Origin of the sequence: Actinocrinis sp., from assembly GCF_035938995.1 — a bacterium.
Lineage (GTDB): Bacteria > Actinomycetota > Actinomycetes > Streptomycetales > Catenulisporaceae > DASZGI01.
On sequence record NZ_DASZGI010000276.1, the window covers coordinates 1 to 17,559 of the forward strand.

General features: G+C 68.9%; 15 protein-coding genes and 1 pseudogene. 4 read left to right on the forward strand and 12 right to left on the reverse strand.

What is annotated here, in order from left to right:
* From VGZ32_RS18995 to VGZ32_RS19025, 7 genes and pseudogenes are all read right to left on the reverse strand, one after another.
* Nucleotides 1–222 (reverse strand): annotated as a pseudogene (locus VGZ32_RS18995) (hypothetical protein); the annotation flags it as partial.
* 258 nt (nucleotides 223–480) lie between these two features.
* Nucleotides 481–1,074: a GNAT family protein gene (locus VGZ32_RS19000; RefSeq protein WP_326887425.1), complete on the reverse strand. Its 594-nt coding sequence runs from the start codon at nucleotides 1,072–1,074 to the stop codon at nucleotides 481–483.
* 41 nt (nucleotides 1,075–1,115) lie between these two features.
* The gene (locus VGZ32_RS19005; RefSeq protein ID WP_326887426.1) at nucleotides 1,116–1,604 is read right to left on the reverse strand and encodes a MogA/MoaB family molybdenum cofactor biosynthesis protein; all 489 of its coding nucleotides are present in this window, start codon (nucleotides 1,602–1,604) and stop codon (nucleotides 1,116–1,118) included.
* Nucleotides 1,605–1,663: 59 nt separating this feature from the next.
* The gene (gene moaC, locus VGZ32_RS19010) at nucleotides 1,664–2,140 is read right to left on the reverse strand and encodes a cyclic pyranopterin monophosphate synthase MoaC (RefSeq protein ID WP_326887427.1); all 477 of its coding nucleotides are present in this window, start codon (nucleotides 2,138–2,140) and stop codon (nucleotides 1,664–1,666) included.
* Complete coding sequence (gene glp, locus VGZ32_RS19015; RefSeq protein WP_326887428.1) at nucleotides 2,137–3,372, reverse strand: gephyrin-like molybdotransferase Glp; 1,236 nt, start codon at nucleotides 3,370–3,372, stop codon at nucleotides 2,137–2,139. Before glp ends, moaC begins: the two co-directional genes overlap by 4 nt.
* A gap of 186 nt (nucleotides 3,373–3,558) precedes the next feature.
* Nucleotides 3,559–4,503 (reverse strand): UTP--glucose-1-phosphate uridylyltransferase GalU, encoded by a 945-nt coding sequence (gene galU, locus VGZ32_RS19020; RefSeq protein ID WP_326887429.1) that lies wholly within the window; start codon nucleotides 4,501–4,503, stop codon nucleotides 3,559–3,561.
* Nucleotides 4,504–4,527: 24 nt separating this feature from the next.
* Nucleotides 4,528–5,286 carry a GGDEF domain-containing protein gene (locus VGZ32_RS19025; protein ID WP_326887430.1) on the reverse strand — a complete coding sequence of 253 codons (759 nt, stop codon included), beginning with the start codon at nucleotides 5,284–5,286 and terminating at the stop codon, nucleotides 4,528–4,530.
* 149 nt (nucleotides 5,287–5,435) lie between these two features.
* On the opposite strand from VGZ32_RS19025, the gene VGZ32_RS19030 reads away from it, so the two are divergent.
* The gene (locus VGZ32_RS19030) at nucleotides 5,436–6,053 is read left to right on the forward strand and encodes a 5-formyltetrahydrofolate cyclo-ligase (RefSeq protein WP_326887431.1); all 618 of its coding nucleotides are present in this window, start codon (nucleotides 5,436–5,438) and stop codon (nucleotides 6,051–6,053) included.
* A gap of 170 nt (nucleotides 6,054–6,223) precedes the next feature.
* Here the strand turns inward: VGZ32_RS19030 and VGZ32_RS19035 are convergent, their stop codons facing one another.
* Nucleotides 6,224–9,073, reverse strand: a complete 2,850-nt coding sequence (locus VGZ32_RS19035) for a penicillin acylase family protein (protein ID WP_326887432.1) — start codon at nucleotides 9,071–9,073, stop codon at nucleotides 6,224–6,226.
* Between the two features lie 397 nt (nucleotides 9,074–9,470).
* Here VGZ32_RS19035 and VGZ32_RS19040 point away from each other — a divergent pair, with 397 nt between their 5' ends.
* Nucleotides 9,471–11,366 (forward strand): ATP-binding SpoIIE family protein phosphatase, encoded by a 1,896-nt coding sequence (locus tag VGZ32_RS19040; RefSeq protein ID WP_326887433.1) that lies wholly within the window; start codon nucleotides 9,471–9,473, stop codon nucleotides 11,364–11,366.
* Between the two features lie 125 nt (nucleotides 11,367–11,491).
* On the opposite strand, the gene VGZ32_RS28770 is transcribed toward VGZ32_RS19040, so the two are convergent.
* Nucleotides 11,492–11,833 carry an FmdB family zinc ribbon protein gene (locus VGZ32_RS28770; RefSeq protein ID WP_349263660.1) on the reverse strand — a complete coding sequence of 114 codons (342 nt, stop codon included), beginning with the start codon at nucleotides 11,831–11,833 and terminating at the stop codon, nucleotides 11,492–11,494.
* A gap of 197 nt (nucleotides 11,834–12,030) precedes the next feature.
* Between VGZ32_RS28770 and VGZ32_RS19055 the strand changes: the two genes are divergently transcribed.
* Nucleotides 12,031–12,564, forward strand: a complete 534-nt coding sequence (locus VGZ32_RS19055) for a hypothetical protein (protein ID WP_326887434.1) — start codon at nucleotides 12,031–12,033, stop codon at nucleotides 12,562–12,564.
* Nucleotides 12,565–12,574: 10 nt separating this feature from the next.
* Here VGZ32_RS19055 and VGZ32_RS19060 read toward each other — a convergent pair whose 3' ends face one another.
* From VGZ32_RS19060 to VGZ32_RS19070, 3 genes are all read right to left on the reverse strand, one after another.
* Nucleotides 12,575–12,772 carry a hypothetical protein gene (locus VGZ32_RS19060; protein ID WP_326887435.1) on the reverse strand — a complete coding sequence of 66 codons (198 nt, stop codon included), beginning with the start codon at nucleotides 12,770–12,772 and terminating at the stop codon, nucleotides 12,575–12,577.
* Between the two features lie 26 nt (nucleotides 12,773–12,798).
* Nucleotides 12,799–14,571 (reverse strand): ABC transporter ATP-binding protein, encoded by a 1,773-nt coding sequence (locus VGZ32_RS19065; RefSeq protein WP_326887436.1) that lies wholly within the window; start codon nucleotides 14,569–14,571, stop codon nucleotides 12,799–12,801.
* Nucleotides 14,572–14,641: 70 nt separating this feature from the next.
* Nucleotides 14,642–16,660, reverse strand: coding sequence for an ABC transporter ATP-binding protein (locus VGZ32_RS19070; protein ID WP_326887437.1), 2,019 nt, complete (start codon nucleotides 16,658–16,660; stop codon nucleotides 14,642–14,644).
* On the opposite strand from VGZ32_RS19070, the gene VGZ32_RS19075 reads away from it, so the two are divergent.
* On the forward strand, nucleotides 16,598–17,559 hold a 962-nt coding region (locus tag VGZ32_RS19075; protein WP_326887438.1), incomplete at its 3' end, for an aromatic amino acid ammonia-lyase. The genes VGZ32_RS19070 and VGZ32_RS19075 overlap by 63 nt on opposite strands.

Here is a 17,559-nt window from a genome sequence, read left to right on the forward strand (position 1 = left end):
GACGGTCTGCCCCACGGCGATCGGCAGCTCGACGGTGTTCTCGCCCGTCTGCACCCAACGGCGCTCGAACGCCTCCTTGTTCGACAGCACCTTGATCGCGGCAGCATACCGCTGGGTCTGGCGCGCGCGGTTCAGCTCGTCCTCGCGGCGAAGCCACATGGGGACGAGGTACACCGCCCAGGCGCCGACGATGGCTGCATAGATAAGCCCGCTGCTGCTCATAACGCAACGGTAGGGGCAAGAGCCCTGCTACGACGGCTGATTATCGCGTGTCGGGCGTAAAACATCCGATTGATCGGACTACTCCGATATTAGGGATAGCCATGTACCCATCTGGGGGAAATTCCATGCCGGTCGGGGTGGAAATCGTTCGATCGGGTTGGGGCGGGGGTGAGGAGAGGGTGAAATCGCCCGATTCGGGAGTGGAGCGTGGGCGGGGCTCGCTCAGACAGCTCAGACGGCTCATACAGCTCTGACAGCTCAGACGGAGTGGGCGGACTGGATGCGGCGCCATCGGTTGACCATCCCCTCCGGTACCTCAGGTACCGTCAACGCGTAGGCGATGTGGTCACGCCATCCGCCGTCGATGTGCAGGTAGGCCAGGCGGAGGCCCTCCTCCCGAAAGCCGAGCTTCTCGGCCACTCGGCGGCTCGGGGCGTTCTCGGGGCGGATGTTCACCTCGATTCGGTGCAGGCCGACGACTTGGAAACAGTGGTCCACCGCGAGTGCGAGCGCGGTCGGGATGATTCCGCGGCCAGCCACCCGCTCGTCCACCCAATAGCCGATGTTCGCCGAGCAGAGCGAGCCCCAGGAGATTCCGGCGACGTTGAGCTGGCCGACCATCCGCGCGGACTCCTGGGTGGTGGGATCGGCGAACCAGACGTTGAACGGCATCATCCGGCCCGCGGAGGCTTCCCGGCGACCGCGGCGGACCAATTCCCGATAGGTGAGCCTGCGCGTGTACGGGTTTTCCGGGGGGACTGTTGCCTCCCACCGGGAAAGCCACGCCCGGTTGCGCGTCTGCAACTCCTGCCACGCCCGGGCGTCGCGCGGAGAGGGAGGGCGCAGGCTCACCGCCCCCTCGGCAAGCGTTACCGGGTATCCGCGCACCTGTTTCACACCCCGCCACCGGGTTTGTGATCGCCGCCGGCAAGCTGGTCGAGGGCGTGTTGCAGAAGAGGGAGGAGAACGGAAAGCCCGTCTTTGACGCCGCCGGACGAACCGGGAAGGTTCACAATCAGCGCGCGGCCCGAGACGCCGGCGAGACCACGGGACAGGGCAGACGTGGGTGCCTTAGCGCGCCCTTCCGCTCTAATGGCTTCGGCGATGCCGGGAACCTCGTAGTCCAGCACGCGGCGCGTGGCCTCAGGCGTCCGGTCCGTGGGTGAGATGCCCGTGCCGCCGGTGGTGACGATGAGCGCGGCCCCCTCCGCGAGGGCGTCACGCAGGGCTGACTCGACCGGGTCGCCGTCGGGGACGACGACTGGTCCGCCGACGTCGTGACCGGACTGGACGAGCGCATCAGCGATCAGCGGACCGGTGGTGTCCGCGTAGACCCCAGCCGCCGCCCGGTTGGATACCGTCACGACAACGGCGTACGCCATGAGCGCCCTTCCTCCCCCGGCCTGCAGCGGTCGAACCGCCGTAGTGCTAGCGGGGCAGCTTAGCGCGTCCAATCGCCACTAAGGCCCCCGGTTTTCGATTCGACGCGCACGTCGGTGAGCACTGCGGCCGGATCCACTGCCTTAACCATGTCGACGAGCGCGAGCCCGGCGACCGCGACGGCGGTCAGCGCCTCCATCTCGACGCCGGTGCGGTCGGCGGTCTTGACTCGGGCGCGGATCTCCACCGCATCGTCGGCGACCTCGAAGTCGACCGAGACCCCTGCGATGCCGATCGGGTGACACAGCGGGATCAGCTCGGAGGTGCGTTTAGCGCCCTGGATCCCGGCGATCCGCGCAACCGCGAGGGCATCCCCCTTTGGCAGGCCGACGCCACGGAGGAGCTCGATCACCTGCGCCGATACGACGAGGCGCCCGGAGGCCTCGGCGGTGCGGTCGGTGATCGGTTTCTGCGCGACATCCACCATCCGGGCCGCCCCCGACGCGTCCAGATGGGTGAAGCGGTCGGATTTGCTCACCGGAGTTCCTCCAGGACGACAATCTCGACCGTCTCGCCCGCCTCGACGCCGGTGACGTCCTCCGGCACCGTGATCAGGCAGTTGGCCTGTGCCAACCCGCCCATCAGATGGGAGCCGGCGCCGCCGATCGGCCGGACCTCGATGCGACCGTCCGGCCCCGAGATCTCAGCGTGCCCGCGCAGGAACTGACGGCGGCCGGGCGGGGACTTAAGCGCCTTCAGGCTGACGGCCTGCGCGGTCGGCCGGTGCAGATCCGCGGCGTCGTAGCCGAGCATCCGGCGGATCGCCGGCCGGACGAAGAGCTCGAAGCCGACGTAGGCCGAGACCGGGTTGCCGGGAAGGGTGAAGATGGGGATCTCGTCCGGGCCGACGACGCCGAAGCCCTGCGGCATCCCCGGCTGCATGGCGACCCGCTCGAAGACGACCGTGCCGAGCTTGGAGAGCGCCTCCTTGACCACGTCGTAGGCGCCGACGCTCACTCCGCCGCTGGTGATGACGATATCCGCGCGGACGAGTTGGTCCTCGATGGTGCTCAGCAGTGTCTTGCTCTCGTCCGCGACGACGCCGATCCGGAACGCCGTCGCCCCGGCTTCGCGCGCGGCCGCGGCGAGGGTGAATCCGTTGGACTCCGGGATCTGCCCGGGGCCCGGCTCGACGCCCGGCTCGACCAGCTCAGACCCGGTGGAGATGATAACCACGCGCGGGCTGGGGCGCACCGAGACTAGATCGATGCCGACCGCGGCGAGCAGCCCGATCTGCCGCGCGCCGAGCACGGTTCCGTTGGTGAGCAGGGGCTGCCCCGCACGTACGTCCTCGCCGATGCGGCGGATGTGCTCGCCCGGCTCGGGCGCGCGGTTGATCCGCACGACGCCCTCTGCCGCGCCATCCGTCCACTCGACCGGGACGACTACGTCGGCACCCGGCGGAACCGGCGCGCCGGTCATGATCCGGGCGCAGGAGCCGGGATCGAGCTCCCGGCCGGGCGGCGCGCCGGCCGGGGTTTCGTAGGCGACGGTGAGCAGCGCGGGCCGCTCCTCATCCGCGCCGAGAACGTCGATGCGCCGCACCGCGTATCCGTCCATCGCGGAGTTGTCGAACAGCGGCACGTCCCGCGGGGCAGCGACGTCCTGCACCAGCCGGTGGCCGTGCGCGTCGAGCAGGTGCTGCTCGAACGGCGGCAGCGGCTTGACCCGGCCGAGCACGTCCTCAAGGTGCCGCGAGACGGATTTCATCTGTCCTGATTTCACCTGCGCCGCTTTCAAGTGCGCCGTGCGGTGAAGGCCGTGAGGCTGCCCGGAGCCGGGCTGCGCGCCGCCGTCCACTCGCTCTACCTATCCACTTACCCCGTGTCCAAGGCCTTTTCGGCTTGGTTGGAGCTTAGTGCTCGTCGCGGAGCGTCCGGCGGCGCTCAAAACGCCTCAGTCGGTGAATCCCTTCGCGACGTACCCCTCAAGCCACTCGCGGAAGCCGGGGCCGAGGTCGTCGCGCTCGCAGGCCAGCTTGACGATCGTACGCAGATAGTCGGCGCGGTCGCCGGTGTCGTAGCGGCGGCCGGAGAACAACACGCCGTGCACCGGTCCCCCGATCGAGGGATCGGCGGCCAGGACGCGCAGCGCGTCGGTCAGCTGGATCTCGCCGCCCCGGCCCGGCGGGGTCTCGCGCAGGACGCCGAAGATCTCGGGGGCGAGCACGTAGCGGCCGATGATCGCCAGGTTGGACGGGGCGGACTCGGCGGCCGGCTTCTCCACCAGGTCGGTCACCCGGACCAGGTCGGCCTCGCCGTCGAGGAGGAGGGTGGCGGCGCATCCGTACAGGTGAATCTGGTCCGGGTCGACGGCGATCAGCGCCACGACGGAGCCGCCGAAGTTCTTCTGGACCTCGATCATCCGCGCCAGCAGCGGGTCGCGCGGGTCGATGAGATCGTCGCCGAGCAGCACGGCGAAGGGCTCGGCTCCGACATGCGGCGCCGCGCACAGCACCGCGTGGCCGAGTCCGCGCGGATCCCCCTGCCGGACGTAGTGCACAGCGGCCAGCTCGCTGGACGCGCGGACCGCGGCGAGCCGCTCGGTGTCCCCCTTGGCCTTGAGCGCGCTCTCGAGCTCGTAGGCGCGGTCGAAGTGGTCCTCGACCGGACGCTTGTTGCGGCCGGTGATCATCAGCACGTCGTCGAGGCCCGCCGCGACCGCCTCCTCGACCACGTACTGGATCGCCGGTTTGTCGATGACCGGCAGCATCTCCTTCGGCGTGGCCTTCGTCGCGGGTAGGAAGCGGGTGCCGAGGCCCGCCGCCGGGATCACGGCTTTCCTGAGCCGGGCCGCGGAGTCACCGCGCCCAGCCGCGGAAGCCCAAGAGTCGATAGACATGAGGAGACTTTAGCGGCGCCTCCATCAAAGCGAAGTGGCCTCTGCGTGAAGAGTCACTGAGCTTGGCGCACCGATGACGACCCGAGCGCCCCCACCGGCGCGTTTCGCGTCCGTGAGTGCGCCGTCAGCAGCACGGATGAGGGTCGCGGCATGGTCGGCGGAGTCCGGATAGACGGCGGCGCCGATGGAGATCGTGAGGCGGACGCTCGTATCTGAGCCGCCATCGCCGTTGCCGCCGGTCGCGCCGCCTCCCAGCACGGCGGCGTCGAGCACGAGTTTGCGGGCCACGTAGCAAAGGCGGTCGGCGACCACGGCCGCGCCGTCGGGCCCGGTATCAGGCAAGAGGACGACGAACTCCTCGCCGCCGTAGCGGGCGAAGGTGTCGAAGGAGCGGATCTCCAGGGCGAGGCGCTGGGCCAGCTCGCGCAGCACGGCCGAGCCGACCTGGTGCCCGTGCGCGGCATTGACCTCGCGGAACCGGTCCACATCGCACATCAGCACGGCGAGCGGGCGCTCGACCCGGCGGGCGCGCTCGAGTTCGTGGGCGAGGGTTTCCTGCAGGTAGCGGTGGTTCCAGACACCGGTGACCGGATCGGTCGCGGAGAGGCGCTCCAGGCTGGACCGGCCCTGTTCGAGTCCGGTGAGCTCACGGCGGAGGGCTTCGAGTTCAACGGCGGCGCGGGCGGCCGCGTCACGGAGGCGGGCGGCGAGGCGGGCCACCGCGACGGCGAGCGCGACGCAGACCGCGGCGAGGCACACTAGTCCCCATTGCGTTGCCGTCATGGCCGTCCGGCACCCGTCCCTTCCTTGTCGCGGCTGTCGGTGCGGCAGGCTGGGTCCGGTGAGTGAAACCTCTCCCCCAAAACACCGGCTGGCCACTCTCCGCGGAAGCTGCGGGGCGTGTCCAGCCTGATACACGTTACGGATTCAGGATGCCCGAGCAGGCCAACGACAAAGCCACGGCCAGATCACGTTTCGTAAACGATCGCTGCACGTTAGGTAACCATTCGCGTCGCTGTGAGTCATCGGCGGCGGTCAAACACCTGATGCGCGCCCCAGAGGTGACGAGCGCGAAGACGAAGACGGTGTGCGCGTACGTGTCGTTCGGAACGGAGCCGGAGACGGGGGAACTGTTCGAAGGCTTGGCGGCGAGAGGTGTCACGGTATTGCTACCGGTGCTGCTTCCGGATGCAGACCTCGACTGGGCTCCGTTCGAGCCGGGTCAAGGGTTCGGCGTCGGCCGCCTGGGCCTGCGCGAGCCGACCGGAGAGCGGCGCGGCCCGGAAGCCGTCCGCGGTGTCCAGGTGGTGGTCGTGCCCGCGCTGGCGGTGTCCTCGACTGGTCAGCGCCTAGGCCGTGGGGGCGGATCGTATGACCGCGCGCTCGCCCGTTTGGCCGATCTGGATCTGAAGCGCCGTCCGTGGGTCTGTGCCCTCGTGTACGACCACGAGATCGGCGCAGAGTTCCCCGTCGAGCCGCACGACCAGTCGGTCGACGCGGCGTGCAGCGCGCGCGGCATCGTCAGGTTCGCAGGTGTCGCCGAAGCCTGATCCGATCCGGCGCCTTCTCCCTCCTCCGCCGCCCTCCCACCTCTGCCCTCCCTCTGACCGCCGCCCTCCTCCTCCAACCGCCGCATGCGACCCGTTGATCGCGATCCGACCAGCAGATCATCGTTTCGGTGGGCTGGCTGATGATCGAGGCGAACCGCAGGTGGGCTGACTTACGACGAGGACGGATCGAGGGTGAGCGTCGCGGTCGTCGCTGCCTTCACCGCCGAGCTGCCGTATGCCCAGGGCAACGTTTCCCCGGCGGCCCAGAGCGGTGCTTGGTCGAGATAGTTCGGATCATCGACGTGGCCGGATTCACCCGTTTGGTTGACCCAGCGGGAACGGTCGAAGTCGGCCATGTCGACGACCATCCGCATCGACGGCGCGACCGTGACGTCGAAGGTGCCGGTGGACAGGTCCCAACTCGTCGCGTCGACCACTGAAGAGCCTCCGGCCAACTGCTCCGAAGACCCGTTGAGCAGCCACTTCACGATGGCAGGGCCGCTCGTGCCCAGGGTCTGCTCAGTGGGTGTCAGCGTGTGCAGCCTTCCCCAGGTCCACGTCGAGACGTCCTTGCCGAGCTTCGCGGTGAGATCGAGCCTGGCCTTCTTCAGCGCGGCGGTCAGGATAGTGTCGCGGGTCTCCCGCTTCGGCGTCTTCGGGTTGTCCCACCAGACGCTGTCCGGCTGATCGAGGATCGACTGGACGACCGCGAACCAGCGGTCACCGCCGTCGAAGCCCAGCGTGGACAGATCGACGCCGGCAGGCAGCTTCGTGCCGAAGGCCATCTTCAGGATCTCGGCCCAGACCGCGTTGAAGTACGCCGCCGCTCCCGAAGTTGCCGGCTGCGTGTAGTCCCAGCCCTTGAGCAGGTTTTGGGCCGGTCGGGTGAACGAGTCGGTCGGGAGCTTCAGGAGGTAGGGGACGAGGAGCGCCGCTTCCGGGTTGTAGCTGTCGTTCTGGATGGACTCCATGTCCGCGACGCTCATCTTGTGGCCGTTCGCGGTCAACCGCGTGATATCGTCGATGATGCGCTGCGAGCGGTACCCGTAATCCCAGTCGGTAGTCAGCGTGTACGGATACGTAGGGCCGACCACCGCGTTGTTAGCCGTCACGATGTACCCCTGGGCCGGGTCGTATTCGTTAGGCAGCGCGGAGAACGGGATGTAGCCGGTCCAGTCATACTTGTCGGTCCAGCCCGGCACCGGCCACCGCCCGTCGCCGTTCTTCCGGATCGGAATGCGGCCCGGAGCCTGGTAGCCGATGTTGCCCTCAGTGTCGGCGTAAATCATGTTCTGCGCCGGAACGGAGAAATCCGCGGCGGCGGCCCGGAAATCGGTCCAGTCGGTGGCACGGTCGAGCTCGAACAGCGAGTCCATCGTCGAGTTCGGCTGCAGTGCGGTCCATTGGAGAGCGACGCCGTACTGGATGCCGGGCGCCGCGCCCTCGGTCGGATCGCCGCTGCGCGCAGCCGGGGCCTGCTTCCCGACGAGCTTGTAATCATTTGATACGTCGGAGATCAGCGGGCCGTGGCGAGTGGAGCGGACGGTGATCGTGACGGGCGAGCCGCCGGCCACGTCGATCGTCTCGTTGTGCTGACTGACCGGGTATTCCTGGCCGTCGTAGAGGTAGTCGGACCCGTCGATCTTTTCCAGGTAGAGATCGGTGACGTCTGACGCCTCGTTGGTAAAGCCCCACGAGATGTGCGCGTTGTGTCCGATTATCACGCCGGGCATCCCCGGGAAGGAGTAGCCGGCGACGTCGAACGGGCACTGCGGACTGTCGGCGACGCAGTGCAGCCCGATCTGATACCAGATCGATGGCAGCGACGGCGAGAGGTGCGGATCGTTGGCGAGCAGCGGCTTTCCGGTCGTGGTGAGCGAGCCGGAGACGACCCACGAGTTCGAGCCCACGCCGCTGCCCGACGGATCGGCCGGACCGAGCACGGAGGGGATCTGACCGAGCAGCTGGGAGAGATTGGAAAGCTGTTGCTGCGCAGCCTTGGGGAGGGTGGCAGACGCGGTCGCATTCTGCTCGTACGTTGATCCGACGAGTGCGCCCTGCGTGACGATCGTCGAGTGCTGTGTGTACGGGTACGACGGGTAAAGCTGCTCGATCTGGTCGACCGAGAGCGTCTCGGTAAGCAGCGAGCGGGCCACCTCCTGGTCGACGTTGTCGCGCAGGTCCCAGGCCATCGCCTCGAGCCAGGCCACGGAGTCGACCGGCGTCCACGGCGCCGGGTGGTAGTCGCTGACGGTTCCGACTAAGGGCGCACCGATAAGCGTGTACTCGATGGAAAGCGATGAGCCGCCGTTGTGCGCGGCGAGGTAGTCATTCACACCCTGCGAATAGGCCTGCAGATATTTCTGCGATTCCGGCTTGAGCTGGGAGTACGACTGTGCGGCGACGTTGCGCCAGCCGAGAGTGCGCACAAACTCGTCTGTCTTAAGCGCTGCGCTGCCCAGAAGCGACGCGAGGGTGCCTGAGGTGATATGCCGGTCCACGTCCATCTGCCAGAACCGGTCCTGTGCTTGGACGTAGCCCTCGGCGAGGAAGAGGTCGGCCGAAGTCTGCGCGTAAATCTGCGGGATGCCGTTGCGGTCGCGCTGAACGGTGACCGGCGCGGACAATCCAGCGATTTTGAGGCTGCCCGAGGTCTGCGGATACGAGGCGTGCAACGCGTCGGTGAATGCCCAAGCACCGGCGCCGGTCGCGGCGAGGACCACGAGCACGAAGGTGACGACGGCGGCGAGCAGGATGCGCAGACGGCGGAGGGGGCGCTTCGCCTTCGTGGCGTCGGCGTTCTCGGAAGCACCGGAGGGGGCCGGACTCTCCGGCTCGGCGTGCGTGGCCTGCTCATCTACTTCGTCAGCGTGACTGTCTGCGCCCAACGCGCCACCATCGTCCGGCTCCTGCGCGACGGTGTCAGAATCCTGATCACCGGTTCCGGGCGCCGCGGCGGACGGGACGATCGGCGCGCCGGACTCAGCCGGTTGCGCCGCCGAGGGTTGGGTCGCTGACATGGGCCATTCCTTGCGGGCGGTGCGGCCCGCAGGCCGCGGCTCGTGCTCCGGGGCCACACCCTACGTCCTTCGCGCTCTGGCCGTAACGACCGGCCCCGCGAACGTACGTCGGTCCGGCCCCGGTCGCGCGGCCGGATCCGGGTCCGCGACGGTGCGACTCTTCGAAACTCGCCGGGCTCGATCACGGATGCGAGTGGAGCGACGGCGAATGGAGGCTCCTGCGTTCGATCTTCCGCCACAACGGTGAAGTCTGAAGCGCGAAGATTGATCCAGACCCCGACGAAATGCGATGATCACACCATCCTGCCCGCACGTATCGCCATCCGATCGGCGGCGCACTGCAGGGCCCCGCGAGTGGCACACTGGGTGGGCCGGGCGCGGACGGAAAGGTGGGTCGATGGCGGGTCAGCTGGTAGGCCGACACGACACGCCTGCCCTCGTCGGCGCGGAAGCCTCGCGCGAGCCCGGCACCGGCAACGTGCGCTCGTCCCTGCTCTCCCGCGCCGGGATGCTGCTGGGCACCTCGCTCGACACCGGCCGCACCCTCGCCGCCATCGCCGAACTCCTCGTGCCGTCCTTCGCCGATCAGTGCATCGTCGACCTCCTCGACGACAGCGGGGCACTGCGCCGCGCGGTGACGGTGCGCGTGGATCACAAGCGCAACCGCCGCACGAGCAGCCCGTCCGTCGCAGACCGCCGCGTCGCCTACCCTGACGATCACCCCTGCGCGATCGCACTGAGGACCGGCCGACCGGCCCTCGCCCGTGCTGAGCGCCCCGTTGCGCCGCCTGCGCCGGTGCCGCGCCCCGCCAACGGCAACCATCCGATGCTTATGGACGCGGCCGCCGTGATAGCCGTGCCGCTGCTCGGTCCGCGAGGAATCAAAGGCGTCCTCGCCGTCGCCGCGGACGGGCCCGACGGCGACTTCGACGAAGGGGACGTCGAGCTCGTCGAAGAGGTCGCCGCGCGAGCCGGGTTCGCGCTCGAAAACGCGGCGCTCTACGAGAGCATGCGCTCCCTCGCGCTAGCACTTCAGCATTCGCTGCTGCCGGCGCACCTGCCGTCGATCGACGGCGTCGCAGTGCAGGTGGGATACAACCCCGGCGACGAGTCAGACGTCGGCGGCGACCTGTACGACGTGATGGAGCTTTCGTCCGGCCGGATCGGTATCGCGATCGGTGATGTCCAAGGGCGCGGGGCACATGCCGCCGCCGTCATGGGACAGCTAAGGGCGGCCCTGCGCGCTTATGCCGTGCTGGACCTCGAACCGGCGCAGGTGCTCACCCATCTGGACGACCTGGTGCAGGGCCTCAACGAGGCCCTCTTGGTCACGTGCGTCTACGCGATCTACGACCCGTTCACCCGCGAGTGCGTGCTCGCGAATGCGGGCCATCCGCCGCCCCTGCTCACCGGGGCGCACGGTTGCCACCCGATGGAGGTGCCCCCGGACGTCCCGCTCGGCGTCGGCGGGATCGCGTTCACCGATCACGCCTTCAAGGTCGCGCCAGGGGACACGGTCGTCCTGTACACGGACGGTGTGGTCGAGCGCCGCGACCAGTCGGTCGACCAGGGCGTGCGGGCGTTGTGCGACGCGCTGGAAGCGATCGGCCCGAGCCCGACACCGGCGGCGCTGTGCCGGGCGACCCTGCGCGCCTCGTCGGGGCCGCTGGACGACGACCGCGCCGTGCTCGCCATGCGTACCGACCTCGACCCGCTGCCGCTGTGGCGGATCGACTTGCCCGCGGACCCGGCATCTCCCTCCGTGGCGCGCGCCCACGCCCGCGCGCTGCTGCGTGAATGGTCCGCGGAGAGCTTGGCGGAGACGGTCGAGCTATTGGTGTCGGAACTGGTCACGAACGCCGTGCGGCACGCGTCAGGTCCCGGACCGACGCCTCGCGGACCGGTGTTCGACGCGGACAGCGAGTTCGAACTCGACCGCGCCCAGGACGGGACGCTCGCCGCGGAGGACGGCGAACTCGACCTCGCCGCGCTCGAGCGAGTGCTGCTGGGCGACACCGCTCCGGACGGGCTGCTGGACAACGCGGTGCTGGACGGGGCGGTCGCGGCGCTGCGCAACGACCGCCGGATCGAGGTCGTGATGCGCCGGGGCCGTGCGTCGCTCTGGGTCGAGGTGCACGATCAGGACGTGCGGACGCCGCGGGTGCGTACGGCGTCGGCGAACGACGAGGGCGGCCGCGGGCTGTTCCTGGTGGACCAGCTCTCGCGGCGATGGGGCGTGCGCGCCACGCCGACTGGCAAGGCCGTCTGGTTCCAGCTGCCGTTACGCGGCTAGCCGACGCTGCCAGGAGTATTTGGCGCGGCCGCTGCGGTTCTGACTGATCTTGCGGTGCCAGTGCGATAACGCTGTTTCGTGCGGTGAGTGCTAGAGATACCGTGCGAGCTGGAGAGGGCGAGCGATCAGGCCGCCGCGGAGGACGCCGAGTTGCTGGAGCCGCTGCCGCCGCTACTGCTCGACTTGGTCGAGGATTCGGACGAGCCGGAGGAAGACGGCGACGAGGGGGTCGAGGACGGCGAGTTCGAGCCGTTCGACGACCCGGAGCCGTTGCTCGACGATGAGGAGGACGACCGGCTGTCGGTCCGGTAGAAGCCGGAACCCTTGAAAACGATGCCGACCGCGGAATACACCTTGCGCAGCCTGCCCTCGCAGTTCGGGCACACGGTCAAGGCGTCATCGGTGAACTTCTGCACGACTTCGAGACCTTCACCGCACTCGGTGCACTGGTACTGGTACGTCGGCACGGTCAGCTCCTGGGCTAGCACTCAACCACTACGAGTGCCAATTTTGCGCCATGGCGGCCACACCTGTCCAATGGGCCACTCTTTGGCGCCCTGTGGATAACTCGAAAAAGTGGGACATAACAGCGTTTGATCCCTCACCCTGGAAGCAAGCCACCGGGAACGCCCCCGGACCCGGCCCACCAGGAGAGGACAGCCGCATGAACACGACGAGCGACAGTTTCGCGCCCGCCGCCACTGACCGTGGAATCGCCACGCGCGTCAACGGCTGCGCCGACTTCAGCGGCGCAGCGCCCGGCAAGAATCGCGTTGCGGATCAATCAAGCGTGAACGATCACCGAGGCAACGAACCCAGGGCCGGTGATCACCGCACCGACCACCATGACGGCGACATCCGGCCATTGATCACGCGACATCGACTCCGGCGGCGGCGAAGACGGACCGCCGCGACGCTGCTGGCAGGCGCGTCGATCGCGCTCGGCGCTGCGGCCATGCGGTCGCCGGGTGCTTCAGCTCACGCCCCTGCGGCTACACCGGTTACCGATGCCTCGCCGCACCCAGCGGCAAGCGAGCAGCCGCCACCCGCGTCCATCGCCTCAAGTGCCGCGCCCGCAATCGTGCCGACTGCCGAGCCTTCGATCGGCTCGAGCAGCGAGCCCAAGACGGAGACCTCGACTCTCGAGGCCCCCTCAGCTGGAGATCAGGCGGACGACGACGTGCAGATATCCGGCTGATCGAGTGAAGTCAGTCGCCGTGGTGCGGCGGGCGGTCGCGCAGGAACCGCTCGAGATCGTCGGGATCCCCGTCCGACCCGGACCAGGTGCGCTCGCCCCAGCCGTAGTCGGTGTCGTCGCGTGTTTGCTCGAACCCAGAAGGAGAGGTGAGGACCGGCAGATCGTCGCGGCCCCACGAGTCGTCCAAGTCGTCTTCCCAGTCGCTCATAGCGCCGTCCATCCTATCTGCGGGGATTAAACGTGCGGTGGCGTGCCGGCGGTTTCGCCGTGCCACGAGTCCCACAAACGGGCGTACGCCCCGTTCGCGTCGATCAGCTCGCGGTGCGAGCCGAGCTCGGCGATGCGTCCATCCTCCACCACTGCGACGCGGTCTGCGTCGTGGGCGGTGTGCAGGCGGTGCGCGATCGCGATGACCGTGCGCCCCTCGAGCACGGCCGAGAGCGAACGCTCCAGATGGCGGGCGGCGCGCGGGTCGAGCAGCGATGTGGCTTCGTCCAGGACGAGGACTTTCGGGTCGGCGAGCAGGAGCCGGGCCAGGGCGAGTTGCTGCGCCTGCGGTGCGCTCAGGGCCAGGCCACCGGAGCCGACCGGGGTGTCCAGCCCTTCGGGCAGTGCCGCGGCCCACCCGCCAGCGTCCACGGCGTCCAGGGCCTGCCAGAGCGCTTCATCATCGACCTCGTCGGGCGCGGCGAGGTGCAGATTGTCGCGCAGCGTGCCGGCAAAGACGTGGTGATCCTGAGTGAGGAGGACGACCTCGCCGCGCAGCTCGTCGAGCGGTAGCTCGATCAGCGGCGCCCCGCCGAGCGCCACCGTGCCCGTGCGCGGGCCGTGGATGCCGGCGAGCAGGCGGCCGAGCGTCGACTTGCCGGCGCCGGAGGGTCCGACCATGGCGAACCGCTCGCCCGGACGGACCGTCAGGTCGACGCCGTGCAGGACGTCGTGCCCGCCGACGTAGGCGAAGCGCACGTCGGTGCCGGCCAGCTCGCGCGGGTCGGCGACGGCGCGTGCTCCGGCCGTGCGGTCGGGCGGCACCTGTGCGACGCCGAGCAGCCTGGCCAGTGAAGCACCGCCGACCTGGAGTGTGTCGAGCCAGTCGAGCAGCACTTCGAGCGGGATCATGAGTTGCTGGATGTACAGCGTGACGGCCGTCACCTGCGCCAGACTGGCCCAGCCTCTGGTATAGGCGTAACCGCCGAGCAGTAGCGCCCCCGCGACCGGGACGACATAACAGAATTCCTGAACCGGCCAGAGGACCGTGCGCAGGCTGAGGGTGTAGCGCTCGGCTCGGTACGACCCGGCGAGTTCGTCGTCGGCGGACTCGATCCGACGCTGCTGAAGCCCGAACGCCTCGATGGTCGCTGCCCCGGCGACAGTCGCGCCGAGGCCGTCGACGTAGCGTGCCGCTGCGGCATTCTCTCGCAGATAACCGTCGGTGGCCCGCCGCAAGTACCACCGCGTTACGGCGAACAGCGGCGGAATCACGATCAGTACGGAAAGGAACAGCAGCGGGGATACGAGCACTGTCGCGATCACGGTGAGCGCGATCGTGACGATGGCGACGAGGGTCTCCGGCGCGGCCATCTGCGCGGAACGGCGCAGCGCGTCCACATCGCGGGAGGCCCGGGTCACCAGGTCGCCGCTGCCCGCGTTCTCCACGGTCGACAGCGGGAGGGCCAGCACCTTCTCGACGAACTCCTCGCGCAGTTCGGCGAGGATGATCGTGCCGAAGCGTCCGGCGGACACATACGCGTAGCGAGTCAGCGTCGTCTGGAGGAGGACGAACGCGGCGAGCGCGCCCGCGAGGGCGTTGATGTGTCCGATGGTGGCGTGCTGTTGGACGGCCTGGACGATGTCTCCGAGGAGACGCGGCCCGGCCAGCCCGGCAACCGCCGCGAGAGTATAGAGGGCGATGGTCGTCGCGAAAGTTCTCGGGTGACGCGCGATCAGCTCGCGGACGTACCGCCGAACCTGCCGCGAGTCGGCCACTGGAAGGATCCGCGCCGTCACGCTCCCCCTCCCAACCCGCTTACGGCTCGCCCCATCCGCCCTGAGCCACCCACCGCGACATTCCAGCCCGTCACGCCGCCTCCTCTATGTCCTCGCCGCGGGTCACGACGGCGGCGTAGCGGGGTTCGGACGCGAGCAGTTCGCGATGCGTACCGACCGCGACGACACGCCCGTCCTCCACGTAGGCGACGCGATGGGCGCTGTCGAGGAGCAGAGGACTCGTCGTGAACAGGATCGTTGTGGTCTGAGGCTCAGCCTCGATGCCCACGGCCGCCACGTGCGACGACAGTGATGAAACTTTCATCGCGACGACCGTTCCCGCATGAACCGCCACGAGCGCCGCACCGCGCGTCGCAGGCGCGTGAGACTCGGCCAAACGCGCCGCGATGCGCGCCTCCGTGTGCGCATCCACCGCGCTCGTGGGTTCAACCAGCACTGTCACTTCCCGCCGCGCGAGCAAGGCCCGCACGAGGCGCAGTCGTTGCAACTGCCCTCCCGAGAACTCCCGGCCGCCGTCCGTCATCTCGGTGTCCAACCCTTCCGGCAGTGCGTCCAGGATGTCCTGAGCCGAGGCCACCCTGATCGCCGTCCGGATCTCCTCATCTGCACGCCGGCCGGTCGGATCAAGCTCGGACCGCAGCCCTCCATTGAAGAACTTGTCACTGTTGCGCGCCAACAAGATCCGCTCCCTGACCTGACGCAGCGGCATCTCCCTGAGCGGCACATCGCCGAGCATCGGGCGTCCGCTGTCCTCGAAGCGCGCAAGCCTCTCGGCGAGCAGATCCGCTTCAGCCGGTTCCGCGCACGCGACGGCGAAAAGCTCGCCCGCCTCGACCTCGAGCCCTGACTCCTCGTCGACCAGCGTGCTTCCACGCCCCGACACGAGGACCGCACCCTCGGTCCCGCCTGCGCCCTCCACGTCCCGAATCCCAGGCTCCACGTTCAAGATGCGCACGACGCGCCGCGCCGCCACATGCCCTCTCGTGATCAGGTCCGCGCCTTCCATCAACGTCCGTAGAGGTGCCGCTAGGAAGGTCGCATAACCGTAGAAGGCGACTAGCTGACCGATCGTCAGGTGTCCGTCCAGCGCGAACCGCGCAGCGACGAACGTCACCCCCGCGGTGATCAAGCCAGGCAGCATGATCTCCGCCGCGGCCAGGCCGGACTCGACGCGCGTCACCGCGAACGCCGCGTGCCTAAGCTCCTGTGACTCCCGGCGGTAGCGCCCGGCGAATGCCGGCTCGCCACCGATGCCCCGCAATACCCGCAGTCCGGCCGCGATATCGACGGCACGCCCGGTCAGCTCGCCCTGAAGCACCCGGTAGGTGCGCTGCCTGTCGTGCAACGGCTTCAGCAGCAAGCCGGTCAAGCCGGTCAGCACCGGCACACCGATGAGGACGATCAGACCGAGCGGCACCGACTCGGCGAGCATGATCGCGGCAACCGTCCCGATCGCGACGATCGCGCCGGTCAGCCGCGCCGTGATGTCGAGGGCGTGCCCGATCTCGTTGATGTCCGACGTACCCACCGCCACCACGTCCCCGGCGGCGACCCGCTTCGGGAGCGTGGCGCCCAACGCCACTGTCTTGCGCGTGATGACTTGGACCGTCGTGTACGCGGCCGCCAGAAAGTTGCTCAGCGCGTTGCGGTGGCGCAGGATCCCCGAAGCCGCCTTCGCCAGCGCGAGGCCGACCACCACCAGGGCCCAGCGGATCAGCTCGGCAGAGTTCTTCGTGGTGACGCCGGCGTCGATGGTGCGGCCCACCGCCGCCGGGAGCACCGCCTGCGAGACCATCCACATGATCCCGAAGAACATGCCTCCGACAATGGTGCGCTTCTGACTACGGGCGAGCCAGAGAAGGTAGCGGGTCGGGGATCTTGAATCAGGTGTGCCGGGTTCCGGCCGGGGGAGGCGTCGCATGGCCCATTCACCGTAGGCTGCCCTCCGGCACCATCGCATCCGAATTACACCCGCCCCACCGACATCACGTCGGCGCGGCGGCCGAGTGTTGGAGGGGGCACCGTCGTGCAGCGCATCGAACTGACCGGCCGCGCGATGCGGCCGGGTGATGTCGCGCAGCTCGGCCACGGCGACGCATGGGGCGACATCGCACCCGAAGGCCTCGCGCGGGCGCAGACGGCGGCGCAGGTGGCCGACCGGGTCGCGGCGCGCCAACAGGTGTACGGCCGCAACACGGGCGTCGGTGCCAACCGCACACAGGCTGTGGAACCGGGTGACACCGATCACGGGCTGCGGCTCCTACGCAGTCACGCAGGCGGCATAGGCGCACCGGTCGCCGCCGAAGGCATACGCGCGATGCTTGCCGTGCGGGCGAACCAGCTGCTGGCCGGAGGAGCCGGCGTCAGCCCGCGCATCATCGAGGCCATCGTCACCGCGCTCAACGCCAACGCGCTGCCCGAGATCCACGAGTACGGCGCCGTGGGCACGGCCGACCTGACCGCTCTGGCAGAGCTCGGCCTGACGCTGCTCGGCGAGGCGCCCTGGACCGGCGCCGGACCCGCGCCCGTCGAATTCGGCCCCGGAGACGCGGTCGCCCTGATGAGCAGCAGCGCACTGACCATCGGACAGGCGTGCCTCGCCTGGTCAGAAGCGACCCGATGGCTCGATGCCGCACACGCGGTCTCCGCGCTCACCTTCATCGCCGTCGACGGATCGATGGAGCCCTACGCCCAGGCCGTGCACGAGCGCAAGCCCCATCTCGGCGTAGTCGCATCTGCAAGGTTCCTCCGCGCGCTGCTGGATGGCCAGAGCGTCAAGGCCGCGCGCCTCCAGGACCCGTACGCGGTACGCTGCGTGCCCCAAATCCACGGAGCCGCACTCGCAGCACTCGACAACACGGAGCGCATCCTCGCGGTCGAGATCAACGCGGCAGCCGAGAACCCGCTGGTCAGCGCGACGGAAGAGGCAGTCTTCCACCACGGCGGCTTCCACCAGGTACAGCTGACCCAAGTGATGGACGCGCTGAA